At 56.9% G+C, this 26,604-nt stretch carries 27 protein-coding genes; 19 read left to right on the top strand and 8 right to left on the bottom strand.

The features are described from left to right. Positions 1-18: 18 nt before the first annotated feature. Both RDL77_RS12610 and RDL77_RS12605 read right to left on the bottom strand, forming a co-directional pair. Positions 19-1,227: an MFS transporter gene (locus RDL77_RS12610; RefSeq protein WP_288193098.1), complete on the bottom strand. Its 1,209-nt coding sequence runs from the start codon at positions 1,225-1,227 to the stop codon at positions 19-21. A 59-nt stretch (positions 1,228-1,286) separates the two neighbouring features. Further along, entirely contained in the window at positions 1,287-2,276 is a 990-nt protein-coding gene (locus tag RDL77_RS12605) for an AraC family transcriptional regulator (protein WP_223614499.1), read from the bottom strand. Positions 2,277-2,503: 227 nt separating this feature from the next. On the opposite strand from RDL77_RS12605, the gene RDL77_RS12600 reads away from it, so the two are divergent. After that, the gene (locus tag RDL77_RS12600; protein WP_288193096.1) at positions 2,504-3,136 is read left to right on the top strand and encodes a LysE family translocator; all 633 of its coding nucleotides are present in this window, start codon (positions 2,504-2,506) and stop codon (positions 3,134-3,136) included. Between the two features lie 58 nt (positions 3,137-3,194). Here the strand turns inward: RDL77_RS12600 and RDL77_RS12595 are convergent, their stop codons facing one another. Then, the gene (locus RDL77_RS12595) at positions 3,195-4,133 is read right to left on the bottom strand and encodes a LysR family transcriptional regulator (protein ID WP_288193095.1); all 939 of its coding nucleotides are present in this window, start codon (positions 4,131-4,133) and stop codon (positions 3,195-3,197) included. A 125-nt stretch (positions 4,134-4,258) separates the two neighbouring features. On the opposite strand from RDL77_RS12595, the gene RDL77_RS12590 reads away from it, so the two are divergent. From RDL77_RS12590 to RDL77_RS12545, 10 genes are all read left to right on the top strand, one after another. Continuing rightward, on the top strand, positions 4,259-5,098 hold the full coding sequence (locus RDL77_RS12590) for a transporter substrate-binding domain-containing protein (RefSeq protein ID WP_288193093.1): 840 nt from the start codon (positions 4,259-4,261) through the stop codon (positions 5,096-5,098). Positions 5,099-5,127: 29 nt separating this feature from the next. Next, entirely contained in the window at positions 5,128-5,826 is a 699-nt protein-coding gene (locus RDL77_RS12585; RefSeq protein ID WP_288193091.1) for an amino acid ABC transporter permease, read from the top strand. After that, positions 5,826-6,536: an amino acid ABC transporter permease gene (locus tag RDL77_RS12580; protein ID WP_288193090.1), complete on the top strand. Its 711-nt coding sequence runs from the start codon at positions 5,826-5,828 to the stop codon at positions 6,534-6,536. The genes RDL77_RS12585 and RDL77_RS12580 overlap by 1 nt, the downstream gene beginning before the upstream one ends. Continuing rightward, complete coding sequence (locus RDL77_RS12575; protein ID WP_288193088.1) at positions 6,533-7,264, top strand: amino acid ABC transporter ATP-binding protein; 732 nt, start codon at positions 6,533-6,535, stop codon at positions 7,262-7,264. Before RDL77_RS12580 ends, RDL77_RS12575 begins: the two co-directional genes overlap by 4 nt. A 26-nt stretch (positions 7,265-7,290) precedes the next feature. Then, positions 7,291-7,965, top strand: a complete 675-nt coding sequence (locus RDL77_RS12570; RefSeq protein WP_223614492.1) for a 4-carboxy-4-hydroxy-2-oxoadipate aldolase/oxaloacetate decarboxylase — start codon at positions 7,291-7,293, stop codon at positions 7,963-7,965. Positions 7,966-8,207: 242 nt separating this feature from the next. Continuing rightward, positions 8,208-9,896, top strand: a complete 1,689-nt coding sequence (locus tag RDL77_RS12565; protein WP_288193086.1) for an FAD-dependent oxidoreductase — start codon at positions 8,208-8,210, stop codon at positions 9,894-9,896. 169 nt (positions 9,897-10,065) lie between these two features. Beyond that, positions 10,066-10,317, top strand: coding sequence for a hypothetical protein (locus RDL77_RS12560; RefSeq protein ID WP_288193084.1), 252 nt, complete (start codon positions 10,066-10,068; stop codon positions 10,315-10,317). Further along, complete coding sequence (locus RDL77_RS12555; RefSeq protein ID WP_288193083.1) at positions 10,293-10,598, top strand: putative quinol monooxygenase; 306 nt, start codon at positions 10,293-10,295, stop codon at positions 10,596-10,598. Before RDL77_RS12560 ends, RDL77_RS12555 begins: the two co-directional genes overlap by 25 nt. Positions 10,599-10,650: 52 nt before the next feature. Further along, positions 10,651-10,965 carry an EthD family reductase gene (locus RDL77_RS12550; RefSeq protein ID WP_223614489.1) on the top strand — a complete coding sequence of 105 codons (315 nt, stop codon included), beginning with the start codon at positions 10,651-10,653 and terminating at the stop codon, positions 10,963-10,965. 66 nt (positions 10,966-11,031) lie between these two features. Further along, on the top strand, positions 11,032-11,889 hold the full coding sequence (locus RDL77_RS12545) for a sigma-70 family RNA polymerase sigma factor (protein ID WP_288193081.1): 858 nt from the start codon (positions 11,032-11,034) through the stop codon (positions 11,887-11,889). A gap of 87 nt (positions 11,890-11,976) precedes the next feature. Here RDL77_RS12545 and RDL77_RS12540 read toward each other — a convergent pair whose 3' ends face one another. The 5 genes from RDL77_RS12540 to RDL77_RS12520 all read right to left on the bottom strand — a co-directional run bounded on the left by RDL77_RS12540 (position 11,977) and on the right by RDL77_RS12520 (position 17,482). Then, positions 11,977-12,918 carry a phosphatidate cytidylyltransferase gene (locus RDL77_RS12540; RefSeq protein WP_288193080.1) on the bottom strand — a complete coding sequence of 314 codons (942 nt, stop codon included), beginning with the start codon at positions 12,916-12,918 and terminating at the stop codon, positions 11,977-11,979. Continuing rightward, complete coding sequence (locus RDL77_RS12535; protein WP_288193079.1) at positions 12,911-13,567, bottom strand: 1-acyl-sn-glycerol-3-phosphate acyltransferase; 657 nt, start codon at positions 13,565-13,567, stop codon at positions 12,911-12,913. The genes RDL77_RS12540 and RDL77_RS12535 overlap by 8 nt, the downstream gene beginning before the upstream one ends. A gap of 159 nt (positions 13,568-13,726) precedes the next feature. After that, positions 13,727-15,070 carry a phosphatase PAP2/dual specificity phosphatase family protein gene (locus RDL77_RS12530; protein WP_288193078.1) on the bottom strand — a complete coding sequence of 448 codons (1,344 nt, stop codon included), beginning with the start codon at positions 15,068-15,070 and terminating at the stop codon, positions 13,727-13,729. After that, positions 15,067-16,845: a bifunctional alpha/beta hydrolase/class I SAM-dependent methyltransferase gene (locus RDL77_RS12525; protein WP_288193077.1), complete on the bottom strand. Its 1,779-nt coding sequence runs from the start codon at positions 16,843-16,845 to the stop codon at positions 15,067-15,069. Before RDL77_RS12525 ends, RDL77_RS12530 begins: the two co-directional genes overlap by 4 nt. A gap of 28 nt (positions 16,846-16,873) precedes the next feature. Beyond that, complete coding sequence (locus RDL77_RS12520; RefSeq protein ID WP_288193075.1) at positions 16,874-17,482, bottom strand: CDP-alcohol phosphatidyltransferase family protein; 609 nt, start codon at positions 17,480-17,482, stop codon at positions 16,874-16,876. A 340-nt stretch (positions 17,483-17,822) separates the two neighbouring features. Here RDL77_RS12520 and RDL77_RS12515 point away from each other — a divergent pair, with 340 nt between their 5' ends. The 8 genes from RDL77_RS12515 to RDL77_RS12480 all read left to right on the top strand — a co-directional run bounded on the left by RDL77_RS12515 (position 17,823) and on the right by RDL77_RS12480 (position 26,557). Further along, complete coding sequence (locus RDL77_RS12515) at positions 17,823-18,857, top strand: LacI family DNA-binding transcriptional regulator (protein ID WP_288193073.1); 1,035 nt, start codon at positions 17,823-17,825, stop codon at positions 18,855-18,857. A 16-nt stretch (positions 18,858-18,873) separates the two neighbouring features. After that, positions 18,874-20,151 (top strand): ABC transporter substrate-binding protein, encoded by a 1,278-nt coding sequence (locus tag RDL77_RS12510; RefSeq protein WP_288193111.1) that lies wholly within the window; start codon positions 18,874-18,876, stop codon positions 20,149-20,151. 36 nt (positions 20,152-20,187) lie between these two features. Continuing rightward, on the top strand, positions 20,188-21,039 hold the full coding sequence (locus tag RDL77_RS12505; protein ID WP_288193071.1) for a carbohydrate ABC transporter permease: 852 nt from the start codon (positions 20,188-20,190) through the stop codon (positions 21,037-21,039). After that, entirely contained in the window at positions 21,036-21,869 is an 834-nt protein-coding gene (locus tag RDL77_RS12500; protein ID WP_288193070.1) for a carbohydrate ABC transporter permease, read from the top strand. The genes RDL77_RS12505 and RDL77_RS12500 overlap by 4 nt, the downstream gene beginning before the upstream one ends. Before the next feature lie 13 nt (positions 21,870-21,882). Next, positions 21,883-22,941, top strand: a complete 1,059-nt coding sequence (locus tag RDL77_RS12495) for an ABC transporter ATP-binding protein (RefSeq protein WP_288193068.1) — start codon at positions 21,883-21,885, stop codon at positions 22,939-22,941. Between the two features lie 22 nt (positions 22,942-22,963). Continuing rightward, positions 22,964-24,283, top strand: a complete 1,320-nt coding sequence (locus tag RDL77_RS12490) for a trehalase family glycosidase (protein ID WP_288193066.1) — start codon at positions 22,964-22,966, stop codon at positions 24,281-24,283. Between the two features lie 287 nt (positions 24,284-24,570). Next, entirely contained in the window at positions 24,571-25,650 is a 1,080-nt protein-coding gene (locus tag RDL77_RS12485) for a hypothetical protein (protein WP_288193110.1), read from the top strand. A 328-nt stretch (positions 25,651-25,978) separates the two neighbouring features. Then, complete coding sequence (locus tag RDL77_RS12480) at positions 25,979-26,557, top strand: PE-PGRS family protein (RefSeq protein ID WP_223614476.1); 579 nt, start codon at positions 25,979-25,981, stop codon at positions 26,555-26,557. Positions 26,558-26,604 lie beyond the last annotated feature (47 nt).

Raw genomic sequence — 26,604 nt, 5'->3', positions numbered from 1 at the left:
CACGCCCAGCAACAAAGATTAGCTGCGGGGCTGTAGCAGTGCCAGAACCACTGTCGATGCAGCAAGGATGGCCGTAAGGGTCAAGGGGCCTGTAGCGCCATAGGTGTCCACCACATAGCCGCCGACAACTGCACCAATCGTGATGGCGACCTGGAAAGAGGTGACCATCAGGCTTCCTGCTGCTTCCAGCGCGTCAGGCGCCGCGCGGGACAGATTTGTCGGCAGCACCACCGGCGCCATGCCGAAGGCGAAGCCCCACAGCGTAGCGAAGCCGAAGGCAATGCCAATATGCACGCCCCAAAGTACCAAAGCGAGCGCCGCAAATGCCATCAGTGCGGCGGTGGCAGCGAGGGCCATGCGGATGTTGGCGTCAGCCATGCGGCCGCCGGCGATATTACCGACTACTGCGGCGATGCCAAATCCGAGCAGCGCCAGGGCAATCGGCCCGGTTCCAAGGTGCGTAACCTGTTCGAGGAAAGGGCGTACATAGACCGAGCCGGCAAAATGCCCCGTCATGAGCAAAAGGATAGCCAGCATGCCGAGTTGAATGCCGCGCCGCCGTGTCAGCCGAAAGACGTCGGCAAGACTGTTGCTCGTGGTGGCAGGAAGGGTCGGCAGGCTGAGAAATTGCAACACCATGGCAACCGCGGCCAGTCCCGCTGTCATGGCCATGGCGCTGCGCCAGCCCAGCCAGTCGCTGATCAATGCACCCATCGACGGTGCGGCAATGGTGGCGAGCGAGACGCCAAGGGTGACGATCGCCATGCCCCGGCCCGTGGCGTTGGCGCCAACCAGCCGCGCTACGACGGCAACCGAAAGTGCCCAGAAAGCGCTGAGGGCGATGCCCAGCCCGGCCCGACCCAGTAATAATAGCCAGAAATCGGTCGCGACCGCCGCAAGAATATTGGAACCGATTGCCAAGGCGCTGAGACCAACCAGCACTGTCTTGCGGTTCAATCGGCCGATCAGGACATTGCTCAACATGGCCGTGACGGCGCCGACGGAAGCGGTCGCAGTGACGACCTGTCCGGCCGTTCCCTCGCTAATGCCGAGATCGCGCGCCATCGGCGTCAACAGGCCTGCCGGCAGAAATTCGGCTGACACCAGCGCAAAGCTGGCGGCCGCCATTGAAAGAACCGCGAACCAGGTGGCCGGGCTCCACGCGACTGGCGGAGCGGCATCAAGATCTATCGCGGTGCCTTCAAGATGTAATGTCGTGTCTGTCATTGAAGTATCTCCAAGGTTTGGAGATCTTCATAAACGAGTCCTTTCGGATGATATGTATCCTAAAATCCGAAATGCATGTCCGTTCGTCCGGAAATGGTGCGGCGCACAACGCCGGGCGAGACGCTGGTGATACGCTTGAATGCGCGTGCGAACGATGCCTCGGACTCATAACCCAAACGAGTCGCGACCTCGGCAACCGACATGCCGTTTTGCCCCAACAATTCGCGGGCAAGCTGCATACGAAGACGGGCGAGATAGCGTGCCGCGCCTTCCCCCAAAACAGCGCTGAAACGCTCGGCGAAAATCGAGCGCGATTGCCCTGCAAGGGCGGCGAGGCTTTCGAGGGTCCAGTTATGGCCGGGGTCCCGGTGCATGGCCGCCAGAACGCGGCCGATATGGGGGTCGCGGATGGCGGCGAGCCAGCCGGTGGTCGGGGCTCCGGTGCAATTGACCCAGCAGCGGATGAGCCGGGCGGTCAGCAGGTCCGCCATCCGCGACAGGATGGTGGCGCTGCCCATCTGCGGTTGCGCGGCCTCAACCGTCATTGCCGCCAGCAAGGGACCGACGATCGGGTCGTTGCCGGCCACGTCGCAGCCCTTGATGATCGGCGGCATCAAAGTGATCAAGGGGTTGAGCGCACAGGCGCCCAGGGCCATGGAGCCACAGAAAAGGGTGCTGGTCGCCCCCGTTCCCTCCCGCACCACTTCGCTGACGTTGCTTCCCAGCTTGGTCACGTGGCAACCCTTGAGCGAGTCGCCCACAACATCCGGCGCGCTGGCCAGCCGATGGGCGATGCCTTGCGGCAACAGCACCAGGTCACCATCGCGCAACTCCTGCCAGCCCTGCACTTCGGTATGGATCCAGCACGGGCCCTGGCTGACAAAGTGAAAACGAAGCAGCGGTTGTTGCGGAAAGGCGATGCTCCATGGATGCCGGAGCTCACAGCGGCCATAATTGACGCCACTCAAGCGAAAGTCCTGCAGGACTTCGCTTAGCGCATCCATCGGGATATGTGGCGGTGAAGATGGTCGGGACGAATTATCAGGCATTGGTCTAATATATATGCTGAACGTCCGGCAGGCAAGTGGGGTGGTTGTTCTAAACAACCGCCTTTCCAGTCACTATTCATAGGGCAAGGTTTACCCATAGCCTTTTCCCTATTTCCAGCGCGTAAACTTGTCATGCAGACAATTGGATGCTTGCAGCGTATGCGGCTGCAGCGGTAGTGAGCGCTTTCAAAACATGGGTAGCAGTGTACACTCTCAAAAGGTGACAAATGCCTGAAGTAACGAGTCTGCTTGCATTCGGATTAATTGCCTTTGGTATGGTTTGTACCCCTGGCCCCAATATGATTTACCTCATATCCCGATCAATCTGCCAGGGCCCGAAAGCGGGATTGATTTCCCTTGGGGGTGTAGCGCTGGGATTTGTTTTTTACATGCTTTCCGCTGCCCTTGGCATTACGGCACTCGTATTTGCGGTGCCGTTTGCTTACGAGCTTTTGAAATTTGGCGGAGCAATTTATCTCGGTTGGCTTGCTTGGAACGCCCTCAAGCCGGGTGGACGTTCGGCATTCGTTGTCCGAGAACTGCCAAAGGACACATCACAGAAACTGTTTGTCATGGGTTTTGTAACCAATCTCCTCAATCCCAAGGCGGCGGTTCTGTATCTCTCTCTCTTGCCGCAGTTCGTAAAGCCGGAGCTTGGAAGCGTGTTCTTGCAGTCAATCAGTTTCGGTTTTACGCAAATTGTCATAAGCTTGACTGTCAATGCCATGATTGCAGTTACTGCTGGTTCGATCGCAGCATTTCTTGCCAATCGTCCATTTTGGATGACGGTTCAGCGCTACCTTATGGGAACTGTTCTGGCTGGCTTGGCTATTCGAATGGCCACGGAAGCACAAAAATAGATCTGAAGGAACTGAACGCGCAGACCCAATGTTGCTTCAGATGTCTGCTGCAGAACACCTACTGGGTTGCGGACAGTGTCGGTGAGAGGCAACTCCAGTGGCCGTCAGCACCGAGCTTTGTGACAACCGCAAGCAGAATTTTTTGCACCTCGATGACGGCCCGCGTCGGCGGATGGTCGGCCGGCATGTCGAGAACGAGGCGGCGGGTGAGACCGGGGCGTGTGAGAGCGATGGCGGAGAGAGTTCCGTTTTCTTGCTCGGGATGGACCGCCCCGCGCCCGAGGATCGTCAGTCCGAGACCCGCGCGAATGGCCGCCTTCGTGCTCGCCACACCTTCGATTTCGCGCACGATATTAAGTTCCCGTCCGGACATCAGAGCCTGCCGTTCAAGCAATATGCGGATCCCGTGGCGACGCGTGGGCAGGATCAGCGGCAGGCCGAGGGCATATTCCACTGTCACTTCCGCATCGGGCGTGAACTGCCCTGACGGGCCAACGATGTAGAGCGTTTCTTCGAAGAGAGGTAAGGATGTCTGCTTGGCGACACTGTCGAGGGTCACCGCAAGATCGTGGACACGCGTATCCACCGCTGCCCGAAGCGTCTGGCTGTCACCTTCGCTGATCGTGAGGCGAATCTTCGGAAATCGCTGGGAGCATTCTTCGATCACGGGAATTGACAGCGTGGGGCATATCGAACTCAGAATGCCGAGTGAGACGTCGCCGGTTGGATATTCTGCCCGTTCTTTTGTCGCCGCTTCTGCCTGTTCCAAAGCACGGAGGATCGCTTGTGCATGGGACAGCAGCGTCTGTCCCGCCTCGGTGGCGACCACTCCGCGCGGCATCCGCTTCAAAAGCTGCACGTCCAACTGCTCTTCGAGCGCGCGCATATGCAAGCTGAGCGCAGGCTGCGCAACGCCGAGTTCGTTGGAGGCACGTGTAAAAGACCCCAGTTCGGCAATCTTGGCAAAGTAGCGCAATTTCAAAAGATCGAGCGTCATCCGGTGCTCCAAATTTCATATATCGTATCGATATACATTATATCTTCAATATATATTTGTTTGAATATCTTCTTCTGATTAAAACGGCCTGACAGCGAGAGGGTGCGCTGTGGAGGAGGAACAAAATGAACCTGAATCTATTTCTGGCTGCCGCGGTTTTTACCGGTGCTGCCATTCTTTCGACCATCGGCTCTGCTGAACAGCTCAATGATATCAAGACTGCCGGAATTCTGAACTGCGGCGTGCTGACGAACTCGCCGCCGCTCGGCTTTCAGGATGCCAAGACGCGCGAACCCGCTGGATATGAGATCGAGCTTTGCGGCATGTTTGCGAAGTACATCGGTGTCAAGCCCCGGCTCACCCCGGTCTCGCCACAGACCCGCATGGCCGAGCTGACGCAGGGTCGCGTGGACATTCTGGCTTCGCTTCTCAGCTACAGCAAGGAGCGCGCGGAACAGGTGGATTTCAGCGGTGCCTACATTGCGGAAGATTTCAGTTTCGTGGTGTTGGATGCTTCGCCGATCAAGGTGGTGGACGATTTGTCTGGCCAGCGCATCGGTCTTGTCAAAGGATCCGTACTCATTCCCTTGACTGAAAAGAGACTTCCCGACGCCCGCGTCCTTTCTTTCGAGACGAGCGCCGCGTCGTTCCTTGCGCTCCAGCAGGGCAAGGTCAAGGCGACGGTCTACCGCTATTCCGAGGGCAAGGCCGTTCAGCGGAATGCCGGTAACGAGATCAAGGCGCTGCGCTTCCTTGATGAGCCGCTGTTATCGATGCCGTCCGGTTTCGCCTTTCGCAAGGGCTCCACTGAGCTCGTGAAGACGGCCGACGAATTCCTGGCAAGCATCGAGAAAAGCGGTGAGGGGCAGAAATTGTACGACAAATGGCTTGGCAAGGACTCGGATCTGAAGGCGACGCGAAAGTTCGAGTTTGGCAAGCCACAGTCGACCTGGTTCGCGAACTGATCCTCAGACCAAAGTGAGCTTGCAGCATCATGGGATACCACCTCGATTTTGGTAAAGTCCTGCAGGGTGAGTATCTGGATCTCATCCTGCAGGGCATTCAGACAACGATGGTTCTATTCGTCCTGTCGTGGATTTTCGGGTTGGTGCTTGCAATCATCCTGACCGTCGTTCGGGCTGTCGAGTTCCGGCCGACACAATTGCTGGTTGCTGCTTTCGTGGAATATCACCGGAATGTTCCGATGCTGATCCAGTTGTTTGTCTGGTATTTCGGGTTTGCCGTCGTGCTGCCCGATGCCGTTAACGAGTATCTGAATGATATCGGGGCGGAGATCGGCTACGCGATCGTGGCGCTGGCGCTGAACAAGGCCGCCTATATGTCCGAAGATTTCCGCAGCGGTATGCGCTCGATCCATCCGGCGCAGATGGAGGCGGCCCGTTCGATCGGCTTGACCTATCTGGGCGCGATGCGCTGGGTCATTCTGCCCCAAGCCTGGCGCCTGGCGCTTCCAGCCCTTCTGGGGCAGACGCTCATCCTCTTCAAGGGCACCAGTCTTGCTGCAGGCATCGGCGTTGCGGAACTGAGCTATCAGGCGCGTTATATCGAAGAGCAATCGTTCCGGATTTTCGAGGCCTACGGGATAGCGACGGCAATCTATATGCTGATCTCCTTTGCCATCATGTGGCTCTCCGCTGTCTTGTCCGATCGGTTTCGGTTGAGGGTGAAGTAATGCTGGAAATCATTCGCGAATACGGTCTCATGCTGCTGATCGGCGAATATCCGCATGGGAAGCTGGGCGGTCTTGCCCTGACGCTATTCATTTCAATCGTGAGTCTTGCCGTCACTTTCCCCTGCGCCATTCTGATCGCGCTGGCAAGAACCGGCCAGTCGCGCCCGCTCAAGGCAATTGCAAGCGGCTTCGTGCACAGCGTGCGTGCTATTCCGCTGTTGATGTTGATCTTCTGGGCGTATTTCGCGCTGCCGATGGCTATCGGCTTTCCAATCGACGCGACCTATACGCTGATCATTGCGATCGTTGTCTATCAAGCCGCTTATCTCGGAGAGATCATCGCGGCCGGTATTCAAGGACTGCCCAATGGGCAGATGGAAGCAGCCAAAGCGCTCGGGCTGGGTTATGTCCCGACAACTTTCCGTGTGATCCTGCCGCAGGCGATTTTCAATGTCATTCCCGGCATCGTCAACCAGTTGACGACTATCATCAAGGAATCATCGCTTGGATCGATCATCGCCGTGTCCGAGCTTTCCTATGTGATGCTGCAGGTCAACTCGAACGAGGTGACCAAGCCGCTTCAGATCTTCGGGATTCTGGCTGCCACATATTTCATCCTCTGCTTTGCACTGAGCCAGGCAACGAACTTGCTGGAAAGGCGGATCGCGAACAGGCGAACGGGGCGTATGCTCGTGGAGGCGATGGTATGATCGAGTTTCAAGGTGTTTCCAGGTGGTTTGGATCCCTTAAGGTCATCAAGGAGATTTCCGCTACCGTCGACAAGGGAACGACCATCGTGTTGTGCGGGCCTTCGGGATCGGGAAAATCGACGCTGGTGCGGACAGTGAACAGGCTGGAGCCAATCCAGGAAGGGACGATCACCGTAGGCGGCATGGACATCAATGCCAAGTCGGTCAACGTGAATGCGCTGAGAACCGGCATCGGCTTCATCTTTCAGCAGTTCAACCTGTTCCCCCATCTGACCGTCGTCGACAACGTCATGCTGCCCTTGCGCCGAATCCACAAGCAATCGCGCAAGGAGGCGTTGCCTGCCGCACTCCTGATGCTCGAACGTGTGGGGCTGGCGGACAAGGCGAACTCACTTCCTGCCGACATTTCCGGTGGTCAGTCTCAACGTGTCGCGATCGCCCGGTCGCTGATCCTGAAGCCGGAGGTGCTCATCCTCGATGAGCCGACCAGTGCGCTCGATCCCGAGATGGTCAGCGAAGTGCTCAAACTGCTTCGCCAGCTATCCGGAGAAGGCATTACCATGATGTGCGTGACCCATGAAATGGGCTTTGCCCGTGAGGTCGCTGACCGCATCTGGTTCCTGAAGAACGGTGCGCTGACCTTCGATGCCAAACCGGAGCTGTTCTTCTCCTCGGGGACCCACCCGGATGTGCGGGGGTTCCTCTCCTCCATCCAGAAAAACCACTAGAACCAACACACCAAACAGAGGCTGTCATGATCCATATCAAACAGATACCCGAACGCCCGAGCCCGGATGCCATCGAGGCGATCGCTAAATTCTCGCCAGCGACATTGCATGAGGCGCAGGGGCGCAGGGGCGCACTTTCCTCGCGGTTGAAGCCTGTCGACTATCGGATGAAGTTGTGTGGCCCGGCCTTCACGGTGAAATGTGCGCCACGCGACAACATCATGCTCCAGCTTGCGATCAACTACGCCAAGCCGGGTGATATCATCGTGGTGTCCGCCGGCGACTATGAAGAGGCGGGATCTTTTGGCGATGTTCTTGCCAATGCCTGCCTTGCCAAGGGCATCGGTGGTCTGGTGACCGACACTGGCGTTCGCGACACTCTACAGCTTCGCGACCTCGGCTTTCCGGTGTTTTCCCTCAGTGTCTGCATCAAGGGGACGGTCAAGGAAACGCTTGCGGCCGTGAACGATCCGATCACGATTGGTGACGAACTGGTCTATCCCGGCGACATTATTGTTGGTGATGCTGACGGGCTTGTCGTTGTTCGACGGGATGAAGCCCTTGCCGTGGCCGAACTTGCCCAAGCGCGTGAGGATGCCGAAGCCGGATATATCGCTGCCTACAAGGCCGGCAAGTCCGTCATCGAGGTCAGCAACCTTGATCCTGTTCTTCAGGCAAAGGGCCTTGTGGTCGATCTTTAGTCTGCAGCCCCCGTTCGGGGATATCGTGAAGAAGAACCGTTGCAAAGTTCCGCCACGAAGAAAAGCGAACGCGTCGGTTCCGCATGTTGGCAGCGCGTTCCCGGCAAATAGCAAATCGCGTCTCAGCAGATCTCGTCACATATATGCGGCGTCGAGGTTCACCTGATCTGACATTTGCCTGTGTGGCTTGTATCAAGGGGGTGCAAATGTCAAAATCGGACCACGAGTGAGAGTGCGCCGGAATGAACCAGGTGGAATTGAGCGATAACGTCTCGGCCGATGCGAGTGACCCCTACGCCCGCAGGACACAAACTTTTCCGCAGCTCGACAAGGGCATGATGGAGCGCGTTTCCGCGTTCGGATCCGAGACCTCAGTCACCAAGGGCACGGTTCTGTTCAGTCGCGGCGAACGCCAGACGGATTTCTTTCTGATAAAGTCTGGCTCCATTGAGATACTTGATCTCGGCGGCGATGGCTCAAGCCGGGTCCTGGCGCTGCAGGGAGAGCGGGAATTCACCGGAGAACTCGACCTGTTCAATAGTCGGGAGAATTTGGTGACGGCGAGGGCGGCTGAGGATTCACATCTTATCCGCGTTGAGCGGGATTCGTTCCTGCGGATGATGTCGGCGGAGCCGGATATCGGTGAAATCATTACCCGCGCACTTATTTTGCGCCGCGTCGGCTTTATCAAGCACGGTCAGGCAGGTGTTGTGTTGATAGGGCCGAGCCACGCTGCTGACACGCTGAGATTGCAGCGCTTTCTGACGCGCAACGGTTATCCCCACCGGTTGGTCGATTCCGACGTCGATCCCGAGGCGAAGGAAATGGTCACTGCGTTGAAAATCTGTGCGTTGTCGCTGCCTGTTATCGTTCCGCCAGGGAAAGCGGTCCTGCAGAATCCGACAACGGGCCAACTGGCGGATGTGCTGGGGCTGACAGAAATCATTGATCCGGCCGAAGTCTACGACGTCATGGTTGTCGGTGCCGGACCGGCCGGCCTCGCCTCGGCAGTCTACGCCGCATCGGAAGGATTGAAAACGATCGTGATCGAAGGGGTAGCCCCAGGCGGGCAAGCAGGAACAAGCTCGAAGATCGAGAATTATCTCGGATTCCCGACTGGTATATCCGGGCAGGCTCTGGCAGGCCGTGCACAGGTTCAGGCCCAGAAGTTCGGGGCGCGCCTGGCCATTTCCCGCATGGCTGTCTCCGTCGATTGCGACAGGTCGCCTTACCGCGTCCTGCTCGATGACGGACAAACCGTCTCCGCGCGGGCAATGGTCGTTGCCACCGGAGCCCGTTACCGCAAGCCGGACCTGTTGAACCACGAGCGGTTTGAAGGGCAGGGCATTCACTACGCGGCCACGGCAATGGAAGCGCAGTTGTGCCGGGAACAGGAGGTCATTGTTGTCGGCGGCGGCAATTCGGCCGGTCAAGCGGCGATGTTCCTGTCGCAATGGGTCAAACATCTGCACATTCTGGTCCGGGGGCAGGGTTTGAAGGAGACAATGTCGGACTATCTGATTCAACGCATCGAAAAATCACAGCGCATCTCACTGCACGCGCACACTGAAATCACCGCTATCGACGGTGACAGATACCTGAACACGGTGACCTGGACCAATCGTATGACTGGACAGAGCGAAACCAAAAATATCTCGAATATCTTTATGATGATTGGAGCTGCACCAAACACGGAATGGCTCAATGGCTGTGTTAAGCTGGACAAGTCCGGGTTTATTGAGACTGGACTCATGGCCGGGGTTTTGACCAGCGGCTCTCCCTTTGAAACCTCGGCGCCTGGCGTATTCGCCGTTGGCGATGTTCGGGCGGGATCGGTAAAACGGGTGGCGTCAGGGGTAGGGGAAGGATCAGTCGTGGTGCAAGCCATTCACCAGTATCTCAAGCAGATTCCGGACGCCAAAAATCGGTAGGCAGAAATTTGCGATAAGCATATTGGCCTTGAACGGTTGGGTTCGCAGCAATTGATTGGCGCCTGTCGGCGTCAACCGCGCCGTGGAACTGCCGACGGGCCGGGCGCGCGTAACGGCGATCCGCTGCTCATGATCGTGGGTACCGAGGCGGTCACATCGCGGATAGTGAGTGAAGCGTTCTCTGAGTTTGCGTGACCTGAAAGAAATGATGGTTGCGCGTGGTATCTGGATGCCCTGTGTCAACGATGCCTGGCTGTGTCGGGTCATTGCAACTGGCGTTGCAAAACTCGGCAAGGCACGCTCCTTCGACATGATTTTCGAAAAATCTTCTGCGCCGCGATCCGTTTTAATCCTTCGGGTCGTCCTTGGTGTATCCGAAACAGAAGGAGATATGCCATGTCCGACGAATCCGTCATTTTGATCAATCTGCTGAAGGTCAAACCCGGGAAGCAGGAGGCGCTGATAGCGCTCTTGAAGCAGAACATCGATACGGTGGTCCGCATGCTCCCCGGATGGAAGACAACCCGGCTGATCGCGGCAAAGGACGGCGCCGGCGTCGTCATTTACTCCGAGTGGGAGAACCCGGCAGCCGTCGAGGCAATGCGCAGCGATCCGCACATGCAAGCCTATTTTCCGAAGATCATCGAGTTGGCGAGCTTGGACTCGATCATGGGCTCGGCGGTGTTGAGCGAAGTCCGGTGAGGGTGAACACACAGGTCAGTTTGTGCCACACAATTTACAAAGGAGAACCGCAATGGCCCGGATGGTCGTGATTTACCGGACACCGAAGGACGTAGAGGCATTTGATCGACATTACTTCGATATCCACGTGCCTCTCGCCAAGAAGATTCCGGGTCTCCGGAAATACGAGGTCAGCGACGGTCCCATCGCGACACCGCTGGGAACCCCTGATATCCATCGGATTGGAACCTTGTATTTCGACGACCTTGCGGCGATCGAAAGGGCGTTTGCAAGCGCGGAGGGACGGGCAGCCGGGGAGGATCGCCGGATTTTTGCGCCGGATGACTCGGGCGTTCAAATGTTCCTCTTTGACAACAGAGAGGTTTGAACCCAGCCGTGATATTGGTATCCAATCCCTGGCGGAACAGAGTGGAAGCACTATAGGTCTCGACACATGAATACGGACGAATTCGAGGATCGACTGAAAGCGCTGCGGCCGCGGCTTCACCGCTACTGCGCGCGTATGACCGGTTCGAGTGTGGACGGTGAGGATGTGCTGCAAGATACACTGATCAAGGCCCTGCGGGCGCGCGCGGAAGGCACGATTGTTGAAAATCTCGAAGCCTGGCTGTTCCGTATCGCCCACAATACGAGTTTGGATTTCCTGCGCCAACGCTCCCGCAGCAACGTTGTCTCGCTCACCGAAGATCTGGAAGATGCGACGATGCCCGAGGCGGATATCGTCGCGGTCGGCTTTCAAACGTTTCTGCGACTGCCCGAACTTCAGCGCTGCGCCGTGATTCTCAAGGACGTCCTTGGCCATTCGGTCGAAGAGATCGCGGCGATCGCCGGCAGCACGCCGGCCGCGGCCAAATCGGCGCTTCAGCGCGGGCGTGTAGCGCTGCGGCAACTCGCGCAGGCGCCTGAAGATACCCGGTTACCGCTGATGTCCGATCCGGACCGGCGGAAGATCACAGCGTATGTCCATCTGTTTCGAAGCGGTAATTTTGATGCAATCCGCGCCATGCTCGCCGATGACGTCAAGCTCGATCTCGTGAACCGGCTCGAATGGAAAGGGCGTGACAAGATTGGCCTTTATTTCACACGCTATGCGGAAGAGACGAAATGGCGGTTCGCCTTCGGTGCGGTTGAAGGGCAGCCAGCCATGCTCGTCTTCGACAGCACCGGCCCGATGGACAGACCTGCGCATTTTGTCCTGATCGGCTGGTCGGATAACCGGATTATCGAGATCCGCGACTTCCTGTTCGCGCCCTATGTACTCGAAGGCATAAATTGGGTGCAGTTGGGCTAAACGGTTATGGTCGAGTTCCAACCCCAACCGGCGAGGCTATCAGCGATCCGGCCATTTGCTGCACGATCTCGTGCCGGCGGGTTTACTTCAGGCTGCCCAGAAATAGCGAACGATGTGAAAGAAGACCGGTGCGGCGAAAATCAAGCTGTCCGCCCGGTCGAGCATGCCGCCGTGCCCCTCGATCATGTGGCCCCAATCCTTGACGCCGCGGTCGCGCTTGATCGCCGAAGCAACCAGCCCGCCGAAAAATCCCATAATGCAGGCAAGTCCCGCCATGAGCCCGGCTTGCAGGACGCTGAATGGTGTCAACCACGTCAGCGCTGCGCCGAGCAATGATGCGCTGACAATGCCGCCGATCAGACCCTCCCAGGTTTTGGAGGGGGAGATTTTCGGTGCAACCTTGTGTTTGCCGAAAAGCTTGCCGAACACATATTGCAGCACATCACTCCCCTGAACAGTCGCGATCAGGAATGCGATCAAAAGCAATCCCTTGCCCTGAAAACCGGGGATGGAAAGTGTGAGCAGGGCAGGGACATGGCTGATGCAATAGACCGACAGCATGATGCCCCATTGCTGTTCGCTGACGCGCTCGAGAAAGCGCTCCGTATCGCCAGAAATTGCCGTCAAGGCGGGCATGGCAAGGAAGCAGTAGACCGGGACAAAGATGGAATAGAGCCCATACCATTCAATCCAGAGAAGGTAATATTGGATAGGAATGACGACGAGGAACATGCCGATGAGAATACGATGATCGCCGCGCCGCGTATGGGTAAGGGTCACATATTCGCGCAGCGAAGCAAAGGAGACAAAAGCGAACAGGAAAATGACGCCATTTTTACCGAAAAGAAAAGCGACGGAAATGCCGCCGATCATGATCCACCACGCCTTTATGCGTGAATTGAGGTTCACGAGCGTTGATGGCAAGACCTCCGCCGTGCGCCGGCTTTTCCACGTAAGCATTGTTGCAATGGCACTGGCGAACGTGAGCACGCCGAGCAGGCCGAGAAAGAGCCAGACCGTTTCAGCCATGATTGAGTGCTTTCTGATGTTCCGGCGAAAGATCGAGCAGAGATTGGCGCGCCCTTTGAAGAAACTCTTTCCGGTCTTCATTTGGTTCAAGTGCGATTGGCGAGCCAAAGACAACGCGGCACAGGAGTGGGACTGGCAGGAAGGTGCCTTTCGGCAAGACGCGTGACATATTCTCGATCCAGCAGGGAATAAGCTCCACGTCCGGCCGGGCCAGGGCGAGATTGTAGAGACCGGAGCGGAAGCGCAGCAACGGTTCCTCGGTCATGTTGCGCGTGCCTTCGGGAAAGACAATGAGTGAGCTTCCTTCCTGCAATGCATCGAGCATGACGACCATCGGATCCTCCGAACGCTCGACCCAATTGCGGTCAACCAGCACGGTGTTCAGCAAGTCCTTGGCGAGAATGTTCCGCAATTTATTGCGCTTCCAATAATCGGCACCTGCAACGGCACGTGTGCGCTGCCGCTCGCGTGGCGGCAGGCTGGAGGAAAGCAGAATAAAATCGCCATGACTGCAATGGTTCGCAAAAAAAATGCGCTGCCGGTCCGAAGGCGCGCATCCCTGCCAGATCGGGCGCACGCCCGTAATGCCGCGAGCCAATCCGGCCAGCACCATGGCGGAAATTCGCCTTAACGTTTCTCTTGCATTCATATGCGCCCCCACAACCCATAGGTTGTAATTACAGCGAATAGAACAAGAAAAAATGTAAAAGCAAGATGCAGTTTCAACAAGAGGCGGTTTGTTGCAGCCATGACGTGATCGCTGCTACCTTGGCGTGCAATCGGTCGGCGAGTGCAGAGGCCTGTCCATTCATCTTTGTTTCGTCTCTTGAGCAAAAAGCAGCATGCCTTCCGTCAGATGAATACGCCTGCCCCCGGCTTCGATTTTTTCGATTGCTTCGGCTGCGGTTTTGACATCGCCATACTGCAAAAGCCAAACGGCGATTGCTGCCGCACTGCGCTGGAATCCCAGTGCACAGCAAACGAGAACGGGCCCCTTGCGCCGGGCAAGTTCGATGGCGTCGGCCGCGTTGCGCAATTCATCGTGTTGAGGCGAAACGAGATCAAGCGCCGGGAACGACAGCCATGCAATCTCCACGCCGGAAGGCTTTGCCAGTTCGGCGGTCAGGTCAATGACGGTCATGAATTTCGATAGTTCAGATACCCGCGGCAGCCGCCCCAAATGCACGTTCTTGCCAATGGCAACAGAGGGCGGGAGCTGGCGTGTCCAGATTCGGCTGTTGACAATGGCACCAAGGCGGCAAGGGGCCAACAGCCATGTGCTGGCGAGGGAAAGCGTGCCGTCAGTGCACTTCTGAAAGACGGCGGGGCCCGCACCGAAATAGCCGATTGATACAAGCAGGAGGGCCAGCGCCGGCCACAGGAAAAACAGGAATGCCGCCGATGTCGGCGTTCCGATAATTGTCGCAAGCAAGAAGATCAGACTGGCCATTGCATAATAGGCGCCAATGCGCCGTGCCTTGGGATCATCGGTCAAGCGGAATGCGGCCACGGGTGAGGGCATGTGTGCCGGGAAGAGCCAGAGAGCAAAAAGACCCAAAAGCAGACCGGTGGGGATGTCGATAAAATGATGCTGATAGGTCGTGAGAACGGAAATGCCGATTAATGCACACCAGAGATGCCAGATCCAAAGAACAATGCCTGACAGACGAACGCGCCAATGCGTCCAGATAATCGCCAGGAGAGCGATATGTAGGGAGGGCGCCTGGTTGAAGGGCTTGTCGAAGCCACCCAGCATATCGAACAGGAAGCCTGATGCGCCGCTGGTCGGCGGCTTGTGGAAGATGACGGTCAGGGGAAACGCGATGAAGCAGGTAACAGCGATGGTCTGTGCTGTCAGGTAACGCTTCGCCAGGCGATCGACCTCAGCAGTCGTATCGTTAAAGAACAAGGAAAGTCCGTAGAACAGGTTGATCGACCAATAGGGGAAAATGGTCCAGGCAATGAAGGGAATGGCTTGTTCCCAGGTAAAGGTAATATTTGGAACGTTCTCCCGCTGCGAGGCAAGCCAATTGGCTGTCCCATAGGTCGCGTAGAACAATGGTGCGAGGCAGATGAGCCAGATCAGTGCACGTTTTGCGACGGCCCGGTTCAAGCGCCATTGTTCAATCGGTGCGACGGTGTTTTCGGTCATGTGCGCTCAGCGATGGAAACAGTGAATATGCCCCATTCATCGACAAGCTGGTCGATCTTCCTGAAACCCGCTGCCGCAACCAGCTGATCCATTTCAGCCTGCGTCCGGCGGCGCATGACCCATGCTTCGCCGCCACGGTGCGAGGTGAGCGCACGTGCAATCATTTCCAGTTGCGGATGCCACGGCTGGTTGGTGTAGATCAGCAAGCTGCCGGATTGCATCGACGTTGCAAGACCGCCAAGCGAGCGCTTTATAAGCGCGTTGTCGGGAAAGAGTTCGTAAAGGCCGGATACAATCGCAAGATCGGGCGCGGGTTGGATTGCAGCCAGTTGTTCGGCATCGAAAGCATCCGCCTGATGAAAGCTCGCTATATCCTGGATGCCTCTCTCGGCGATGGATTTGCGCCCGGCATCGACATTGATCGGCGCATAGTCCTGCAGCCGGACGCTTGTCGGCTTGACTGCGGATTTGGCAATCGCATCGAGGACATAACGGCCATGACCGGCTGCGATATCGAGAATATGTGTCGTGCGGCCGGCATCCTGCAGTCTTGTCAGGGCGAAGCCGATAAGCTCTTGCAGATGCAGCTTGCGCTGACGAATGCCCCGCCAGCCGATCGCATTCAGGAATTGCTTGTCGATGAGCCTGCCGCCCGGTCCCATTCCCCTCGGTTCGTTCTCATAGACATAGTCGAGGGTTGAGCCGGAGTCGAAACCGGTCTCTACGCCTGTTTTCAGTCCCTTCGAGAACAATGCACTGAAGCGGATGGACGAGCGGTATATCGCCCAATAGAGACCTTTCAAGGAAAGCAGGTCGTGCGGGGATGACAGCCTGTCCTGTTCATCGCGGGTAAAGCCCGTTTGATGGGCGTTCGTTACATCCAGCGGCTCCGGTTCTGTGTCGAAGCATGCAAGAATGAACCGGCGCGCATGTGTCACGGCAATTGCGCGCTCCTTCTCGCCAAGAGTGTCGTGGTAAAATCCCCTGAGCACGTGGCGCTCTTTGAGGGGGTGGGCCAGATTTTCATAGAAGCGATGCTGGGGCCCGTGCCGGACGACCCAGTCACTGCCGGAGATAAGTAACTGCGTCGGTACGGTGATCGCGCGGGCATCCGCGACCACTCGTTCAGCGTTTGTATAAAGATCGAGCAGTATATTCGAGGCGATGGCCCGCGTGACCAACGGGTCATTGTCGAACGACGCGATGCGCGCGGGATCATGGGTAAGAAACTTGGCTTTGACGTAGGAATTGACGAAGAATTGTCCTTTCAATTTCTGCCAGAGCCAGATGCCTTCACGAGCGAATGGAACATAGAGTTTCACACTGAAAGCCGGAGAAGCCAGCACAAGCGCCCGGATACGCGGCGCATAGTCATGGACCCACGTTGCAGCGAGCACGGCACCTACCGACTGGGCGATAACAGCAATGTCCTCAATGGCAAAACCGCCGGTTCTGCATATGTGCTTTACGAAACTGTCGAGATCGCGCACCGATGCTGCAAACGATGGGGAGTAGCCGCGTTCGCCCGGTGAACGGCCATGGCCGCGGGCATCCCAGGCATAGAAAGTGAAATCGCCAAGGCCAAGTTCCTCAACCAGATGTGCAACGCGTCCACCATGTTCGTGGCCACGATGCAGAAGAATAATTGCACCCCTCGGCTTTCCCGATCTGGCCGGCCATTTCCGATAGAAAAGTTCGGTCCCGTCGTCGGTGGGAAAGGTACTTTCCTCTACTGCATCTGATGCCGCAGGATTGGAGGATGGATCTGTCGACATAGGCTTGCTCCGGAAGCAGAATTGATTTTCAGGAATTGGCGCGGCGTAGGCCCGCACGAACACGATTCACGGCGGTGACAACGGATAGCACGGCCATAAGGGGAAAAACCCAGCCGAACCATGAGGGCAGGATGACACCACTACCGATAAGCGCGGCTATGATGCCGAGAGCCAATGCGCGGTCGCTTTTTCCGAATGGTCCGGCATAACCACGCCCGCCGCCGGTCATGACCCCGAGCACGCCGGCATATTCGGCAATCATCGCTGTGACGGCAAAGGCAACCACCCCTGCAGTGGCAAACGGTGCAACAAGTGCGAATGGAAGGATCAAGGCCACATCCGAAACGATATCGCCAAGCTCATTCAGATACGCGCCGAGTTTGGATGCCTGTCCGAATTCACGAGCCATCATTCCATCAATGGCATTGAGTGCCATGCGGACAAAAAGCACCAACGGCAATAGCCAGAAAAGCAACGTATTCTGCGGGAAAAACGCAATCAACGCACCCGCTACAACCGAGATGATTGTTGCGGCGATGGTCACCTGATTTGCTGTGGCGCCAGCGGAAACAAGTCCAGCAGCCAGGGGACGGAGCAGGTTCTGAAAAGCTGGTTTGATGGAATAAAGCGTCGGCATGAAATCCCCCCATGGTTGTGCTTAATTTCACCACTCGACTGCTTGTAACAGAAAATCCACTTCGGACTGGTTTTCCTGCATGAGATATTTGTTTCGGAAATGAAATCACTTCCGAGTCTATCATAAAAGCCGCTGATTTAACTCCGAGAGCGGGCGCCTTTTCTGTCGCGATGATGTTACCGACTTCCTTTTTGGCACATCGAAGCTGCTGGTGAGGGTTTCAGCACATTGTTCCTCTCAGCCTTACGACCCAAAATCAGGCCCATTCTTCAATTTTTGTATTGATAATTGACATCCAAAACGTTTTGGAAAATTATACCGCACACTTCTGGGAGGGGGCATGTCCAATCTGAAACAACTTGCGCAATCGCTCGGCCTATCCATCACCACGGTATCGCGGGCGCTTGACGGTTATTCTGACGTCTCGGCCAAGACAAAGGCGCGCGTGCTCGAAGCTGTAGCCAAGACGGGATATCAGCCGAATGCTTCAGCGCGGCGTCTGCGGCGGCAACGCGCTGAACTTGTCGCAGTGACGCTTCCAACTGCCCCAGGTCATATCGGACCACCACATTTTCTCGATATCCTCTCCGCATGCGCGGAGCATCTGGCCATTTCAGGCCTCAACCTTGTCATTGCACCTGTCCCGCGCGGGCAGAGTGAACTCGAAATGTGTCGGCGCTTCGTCGACGGACAGCGGGTCGATGCCATGCTGCTTGTACGTACCAGGCGTCATGATGAGCGCGTGGAATTGCTTCAGTCACGGGGCGTCCCGTTTGTTACACATGGCCGGACGGAATCGGCGAAACCGCATGCATTTCTTGACGGTGACGGCTTCTCCGGCTTTCGGGATGCCACACTGCGTTTCATTGCCGATGGCCATACACATATCGGGCATGTGGCGGGGCCACAGGAATTTTCCTTTGCCCATCACCGGCGCTTGGGGTGGGAGGATGCCCTTCGCCGGGCCGGGCTTGCATCGGAACTCATGGCTGAAGGCGAACCCACTGAGCATGGCGGATATGCCGCTGCAAAGGCGCTGATGAGCGGTCCAGTCAAACCCACAGCCATTCTTTGCGCAACCGATGAAATGGCGGTCGGCGCATTGCGGGCATTGCGTGAAGTTGCTGGCGGCAACACCGTTTGTATTACCGGACATGACGACTTGCCTATGAGTGCTTTTACGGATCCGCCACTTTCGACCATGCGCGTGACTGGCGAAGACATTGGCGTTCGCATCGCTTCTCTGCTGTTGCGTGCCATCGATGGCGAGGCGCCGGAATCCCTCCAGGAAATACACCCCGTCGAATTCATACCGCGCGCCAGTCATTGCCGGTCGCAACGGCTGGCCGATAATGACGCAGGCATTCACGAATAATAATGGAGGAGAAGCAATGAAACGATCCCTGCTTATCGGGCTGCTCGCGGCCTCTGGCTTTTTGACTGCTACCGTCGCCAAGGCCGAAACAGTTTTTCTATCAACCCAGCTGCGTCCCATTGAAGAGGCAACGGCCGTGCGCAATGTGATCCTGAAGGGTCTGGCCGCCCCCGTGGAGTATGTCGTTGAAGAACCGCCACAATTTGCCGTACGCATGGAAGCCGAGCGCCAGGCGGGAAAACATACAATCAGTCTTGTCGGCGCACTTCATGGCGAGTTGTCCCCCATTGCATCGAAGGACGGCTTTGTGCCGCTTGACGACGTGGCTAAGCAACTTGCCGACAATGGCATGCCAAAGGCACTTCTTGATCTTGGAAAACTCGGTAAGGACAAACAGCAATATATCCCGTGGATGCAGGCCACCTATGTGATGGCGGCCAACAAACAGGCACTCCAGTATTTACCTGCGGGGGCTGACATCAACAAACTGACCTATGATCAGCTCATTGAATGGGGTCAGAAGATGCAAACCGAGACCGGACAACCGCGTATCGGCTTTCCCGCTGGACCCAAAGGTCTGATGGCGCGCTATTTCCAAGGATATTTCTATCCGTCCTTTACGGGCGGTGTCGTTCGCCCATTCAAATCCGCGGATGCGGCCAAGGGATGGGAAAGCTTCAAAAAGCTCTGGGCTGTCGTCAATCCCAATTCCACCAACTACAATTTTATGCAGGAGCCCTTGCTTGCCGATGAGGTATGGGTTGCCTGGGATCATATCGCCCGGCTGAAAGAAGCCGTCGCGTCACAGCCGGACCAGTACGTGATCTTCCCTGCTCCGGCTGGCCCGAAGGGGCGCGGCTACATGCCTGTCGTGGCTGGCTTGGCAATCCCGCAAGGGGCACCTGATGAAACGGGAGCCAAAGGCGTCATCGAACATTTGGTCAAACCGGAAACACAAATTCTTACGGCAAGGAATGTTGGCTTCTTTCCAACGGTCGACGCAAAACTTCCGGCGGATATTGAACCGGGCATTGCCATGCTGGCCGCCGGCGTGCAGGCAACGCAGCAGGCACCCGATGCTATCATTTCACTGTTGCCGGTGGGTCTTGGGGATCGCGGCGGCGAGTTCAACAAAGTCTATATGGATGCATTCCAGCGGATCGTCATTCGCGGGGAACCGGTAACCGATGTCTTGAGCCAGCAAGCCGCGAGCCTGAGCAAACTGATCGGTGATACGGGCGCCCCTTGCTGGGCACCGGATGCACCAAGCCAAGGTTCCTGTCCTGTCGAATAATATCATTGGACGTGCACACTCCCCGAGAAGTTGATCATGCAGAACGACAAGTCCTGGATTCCCTATGTACTGATCGCGCCCTGCGTGATCTTTCTCGCGTTGCTCTTTCTTTTGCCGCTGGTCCAGACAATCTGGCTCGCGATTTCCGAAGGCGGCATGCCCTCTCTTGCCAATCTGCAAACCATGGCGGGGGATTTGAACTTTCGCTCGGCCATCCGCAACACGTTCCTGCTGACACTTGCGGTTGTACCGATCCAGATCATGATTGCCCTGGCAATGGGTTCCATGGTCGCCAAAGTTGGTGCCGGCCGCGAAACCATTCTCTGGATATGGACAATTCCACTTGGCATTTCCGATCTGGCGGCGGGCCTCGTCTGGTTGTCGATCCTGCAGAACAGTGGCTACCTGAACAGCATGCTGTTCACTCTTGGTCTCATGGAGAGGCCGGCCAACTGGCTGTCCTATCAGACGCCGATAGCCTCGTTTTTTGCTATTGCTGTCGCCGAAATCTGGCGTGGCACCGCCATTGTCATGGTCATCATTGTGGCAGGTCTCAATCAGGTGCCAAAGGAATTTGGCGAAGCGGCGGAAGTCTTCGGCGCGGGCCGCTGGACGCGGTTTTTCCGCATCACACTGCCCTTGATCAAACCTGCTCTTCAATCCGCATTGATCCTCAGGACAGTTCTCGCCTTCGAGGTTTTCGCCGTGGTCTATGCATTGGGTGGAAGCAACATGCCTGTGCTTGTTGGCGAAGCCTACACCTGGCAAAACCAGAACCAGAATTATGGCGTAGCCGCAGCCTATGCGGTGCTGATCATGATCATCTCGCTGGCGGCCACGTTTGTATATCTCAAAGCCGTCAAGGTTGATCCGGAGCGCCTGCCATGAACACCAGCTCCCAACCGTCAAGCTTTGGTTCGGCCCGGTCTGTTCTTCTTTGGAGCGGCATCGCAGTGCTTTGTGCCTGGGTTCTCGTCCCGATCTACCTGGTAGCACTCGGCGCGTTTGGCGGGCGAGGCGGGGTCTATCAATGGCCGAAAACCGCTTTCCCGGCCGGTGTTTCTTTCGAGCCGTTTCTGCTCTTTTTGAAAACCGAAGGCGTGGCCGGCGCTTTCATGAACTCGCTTGGCGCAGCGGCGGTCACCGTTGTCCTGTCCGTTCTGATCGGAGCGCCTGCCGGTTATGCGCTCGCCCGCTACAATTTCAAGGGCAAGGACAGCTTTCGTCTGCTTGTGCTTCTGACCCGGGCTTTTCCACTCGCCATCCTAGCCCTGCCGTTGACCGTGTCCTTCATTCGGATCGGCCTTTACGACACCATCATCGGTGTCGGGCTGGTGCACACGGTTTTGGCCCTGCCCTTTGCCGCTCTCGTCACGCAGGGCATTTTCATGGGTGTACCACGAGAACTCGAAGAGGCTGCATGGGTGTTCGGTTGTTCGCGTCCCCAGGCCTTTTTCCGTATTGTTGCACCGCTGGCACTGCCGGGACTTGCCGCAACGGCGGTCTTTGCCTTTGTCATTTCCTGGAACGAGGTCTTTGCCGCCTCCGTTTTGACAGTCCGGCACCGTACACTGACGGCTTATCTTCTGACTGTTCTCGCTGAAAGCCCGCTGCACTACCGCTTTGCCGGTGGCCTGTTGCTTATCCTTCCCTCCGTCATCTTCATATTCGCGGTCCGGCGCTACCTGTTCGCAATATGGGGTATTTCCAGCAAATAAGGGAGCGACCATCGTGGCCAATATCGTCATCGATCGCATTAAAAAGACCTTTGGTACATTTGAGGCATTGAAGGAAATATCGCTCGAAATACGCGACGGCGAGTTTGTTTCTCTGTTGGGACCGTCGGGTTGCGGCAAAACCACATTGCTGAGGATCATTGCCGGGCTCGAAACCGAAACGTCAGGCAAGCTTTTGATTGGCGGCACTCCCATCAACGGGCTGGCACCGAAGGATCGTGGCCTGGCCATGGTTTTCCAGAACTATGCGGTCTTCCCCCACATGACAGTGTTCGAGAATGTAGCCTTCGGTCTGCGTATGCAAAGGGCCGATGAGCAGCGAGTGAAAAGACAGGTCGGCAAGGCTGCAGCGCTCCTGCATATCGAACCCTACCTTGATCGCTATCCGAACAAGCTCTCCGGCGGCCAGCGCCAGCGCGTAGCTGTTGCCCGCGCGCTGGCAGTCGAGCCGAAAGTGCTGCTGATGGACGAGCCGCTTTCAAACCTCGATGCTCTGCTTCGCCTTGAAATGCGCACGGAATTGAAAGCCGTTCTGCAGGCGTCGGGAACGACGACCATCTATGTGACCCACGACCAGACCGAGGCCATGGGCCTCTCCGATCGTATCGCCGTCATGTACAATGGCCGCATCGAGCAGGTCGGCGCGCCTGTCGATATTTACAGCCACCCGGCGAGCCGCTTCGTTGGTGGTTTCATGGGCAGTCCGCCGATGAATTTTATCCGGCTGCCAGTCACGAATGGCACTGTAAAGCTCGGCAATACCAGCCATGCTGTGCCTGCTCATTCGGGCAGCGACATTGTGCTTGGTCTTCGCGGAGAAAATGTTTCGATCACTCCGCTTGCTGAAGGTTTGCGCCTCGACGTGCGCGTGGCTGAACCAATGGGCTCGCATCTGCTCTTGACGGGTACCGTCGCGGAACAGCCCGTGCGCGTGATCCTGCCGCCGAGCGAAACGGTCAGGGCCGGTGACGCGATTGGCCTCAAGCTCGATGCAGACCGTTTGACATGGCTTTCGCCTGAAACTGGTCTTTCCCTCAATCACCCCATTGCATAACTCTACCTTCGAACGGGAAGCCATGACTGACTATCTTGAAGACGCGCGCCAAATTCTGGCCGCCAATGATCGTGGCGGTTACACAGTGCCGACCGATCGGCTCTATCCATTCCAGTGGAACTGGGATTCCGCATTCGTCGCAATGGGTTTTGCGACCTATGATGTTCCGCGCGCCTATCGTGAACTTGAGCGGTTGATCGAGGGCCAATGGGCCGATGGAATGATCCCGCATATAGTTTTCCACGCGCCAAGTGACACATATTTTCCGGGTCCGAATGTCTGGCGCACACACCACACCACTGCCACTTCAGGTATTACCCAACCTCCTGTCTTCGGAATGGCGCTGAAAAAAGTCCATGATGCTGCAAAACGTCAGGGACGAACGGGCACTGGGGAACGCAGCCGGTTCCTCTATGATGCGGCGTTGCGCTGGCACCGCTGGTGGTATGAAGCCCGCGATCCGGAGAGCACGGGACTGGTCGCGCTGCTGCATCCATGGGAAAGTGGCAGCGACAATTCACCAGCCTGGGATATTGCGCTGGCCCGCGTTCCCACAACGACGAAAACCGAAGTCATTCGCAAGGATACCGGCCATGTGGACGCTGCCATGCGGCCGCATGACGAGGATTATCGCCGCTTTATTCATCTGGTCGATACCTACGCCGCGTGCGGGTGGAATCCCGCGGAGCAATGGGCAGCCGCTCCCTTCAAAGTCGCAGAAATCCAGACGACGGCCATTCTTTTGGCATCCGGCGAAGCGCTGCTCGAACTCGCCCGCGAATTTGGCCAGGAGGCCGACGCGGAGGAGCTCGAGACAGTCAATGCTCGATCCCGCAAGGCGCTGCTGGCGCAATGGCGGCCCGAACTGCGGCGCTTCGTTTCGCGTGACCTGATTTCAGACACTGATATTGAAGCGCCGACGCAGGCCTGTTTCTGTCCGCTCCTGGCGCTTGATCTGGAACAGACCGCGCTGGAAGAAGTAATCGCTGAAATGAACGCTTGGTCTGATGGGCTGAAAGTACTGTTCCCATCGACACAACCATCTTACTCCGGTTTCGAGGCAAAGCGCTATTGGCGCGGTCCGGTCTGGGCGGTCATCAACTGGCTGCTGATTGATGGTCTGCAACGCAACGGCAAAGATACAATGGCCGAGAAATTGCGCCTTTCCACGGTAAGAGCCATCGAAGCAAATGGCTTTGCCGAGTATTTCGACCCTTTGACCGGTGAAGGTTGTGGCGGATTGGGTTTCTCCTGGACGGCAGCAGCCTATATCGAGCTTTTGCGTTTGAAGGTAGATGGCTCAATGAGGCGCGCGCGACCGGAGCTTACAAGCCCATCGTAGTAATGCGCTTGGCGAAGCGCCGTGCAGTGAAACTCGCCAACTTGGCTGTCCCCTTGCGTCAAGAACCGCCGAAATCCTGATTGTCGGGACAATTCTCACAGGCAGATGCAACGTGAATTTGCCCGAAAAAGACTACGGCCAAATAGCTATCCCTACGCCCAGATGGCTGTAGATGAATTGCAGGCTCTTCTTTTTGTTCATCTGACTGCACAATAGAGGTTGGTCGAACCATGCGTTCCGCAGAGCTTCGCGAGGCGGGTGGTTGCAACTGGGGTGGAGTAACGATGATGGCGGATAATCGTCCCATAGCGGAAGGGGTGCTCAACACGAGCACCAGCCAGAATGCGATTCCGGGTTCCGCTTCGGGGCATTTGGCGCTCGTCCCAACGTGGCTTCCCCTGGAGGTTGTGCCGAGCAGTTCAGCCGGAAGCGGCGGCGATGGCATCGCGATTGGCGTCATAAGCAGCACTCCCATGGCAATCTTCGCGCCTTCAAATGCCGCTATTGCTGGTCCTCACACTGTGGTTGAGGCACAGCAGGGCAACAATTCCTTGATGAATCAGCACTCCACCGAAATGGCTGGCATGGGCGGGAACGGGGGCAGTGGCAACGGTGTGCTCAGTGGCGGCGGTGGGGACACTCTCCATCATGCCGGCAGCGGCGGCAACGGGATTTTCTACGGCGGAATGGTAAGCTCGGATGTCGGGAGTTTCGTGCCGGTCAACGTTGCCGTAGCCGGAGGGCCGGGTTCACACGCGATTGCCGATCAATCGAATAATTCGGCCATGCTGCAGGGTACCACCCAGATTGGCGGGATCGGCGGCTCGGGCGGTGATCACAATACAACGATCCATGATTCCCCGAGTGGGTCCGGATCTGCGCTCACCTATAGCGGCGATCTGTATGCGGGTCATGGCGGCAACGGCTATTTCATCGGTAGCATGGTCGACCTGAACGTAGCCATTTTCTCGCCGATCAATATTGCGGTCGGTGCTGCAGGCGGCTCGGCTGAGGCCCATCAGACCAACAACGCAATCTTCGATCAGGGCGCCATTCAGATCGCGGGCATAGGAGGCAATGGCGGCGGTTTCAATCTGAGTTCCGATACGATTTTCACCGGCAACCATTCATCGGGAAGTGGCGGGTCGGGCTTTTCGAACGGCAGTATGGTGGATGTGAACATAGGATATTTCCATCCGATCAACATCGCGGTACCTGCGGGCGGCACGGCCGATGCGCAACAACTTGATCACGTCCTTTACGATCAGCATGCGTTGCAAATGGCAGGCATCGGCGGGCATGGCGGCGATATCTCGAATGCCCATTCAGCGCTGGTAGACGACATTCTTTCGTTCATTCATGTGTAAGCACATGATCCGCCGGATATGGCTGCGGATCTCCAGCCCCGCACGCTAACCTCCACCCATTTCCCTCTCAAATGCAATGAAATGCCTGAAGTGCAGGCATTACCTTGAGGGGTCGCGCACCAGCGCGCGGCTATAGCCAGTTGGATGTTTTGGCGATTGGCCCCTTATGCAGCCGCACCCTCCCCAAAAGAACGTCTCCGAATATCTAGCTAGCCCGCAATGCAAATGGCGAGCACTGTTCTAGGGCGATTATCTTGCTTGGCGATGACATCGCCGGGCACCAGGGCGTGGGAGAAACACTGACAAACCATGTAAAGGGAGTAAAGTTATGCCTATTCCACAATTATCTGACACGATCCAACTCAATCATTCCAACGCAGGCGACGCAAATGCCGGTAACGGCGGCGACGGCTACAGCTACGGAGATATCAACTACAATCCCAGTGCGTATGTCGCCAATTCACAGACGGTGTATGGCGCAGATACGGATTTGCACAATGGCGATCATGTTTGGCAAACTGCAGATTGGGGTGCGGGGCCTGGTGGCCACGGTGGCTCAGCTGAGGCTGAGAACGGAACCCTTTCCTCCATCACCAACAATGGTGCTGGCGGCGCTGGCGGCGCTTCCACCTCCAACGGGAGTGAGACGAACGGCAGTGGTGGTGATGTAGCAGCAGTTTCTGCAGCAACAACTGCTACCCAGAACACCCAATTCTTCGCAGATCAGCACGCCACTATTCTCGCCGGCGTCGGCGGTAATGGCGGTAACGGCAATATTGCACGCGGTGGCGATATCTCGGCTGCAGTGGTTCACACCGATCCCACAACGACGACTCAGTCCATATCAAATACTCTCGATCATTTCGACCATAGCCATGTCGATCTCGATCTGAGCCATTTGATCTGACGCTTCCGGCCCGTGAGGATCGTCGGGTCCAAACCGACGATCCTCAT

The sequence above is a fragment of the uncultured Phyllobacterium sp. genome (assembly GCF_902479695.1).
Taxonomy (GTDB): Bacteria; Pseudomonadota; Alphaproteobacteria; order Rhizobiales; family Rhizobiaceae; genus Phyllobacterium; species Phyllobacterium calauticae.
Note: the sequence above shows the minus strand (reverse complement) of the source record. Positions and strands in the feature narration are given on the sequence as shown.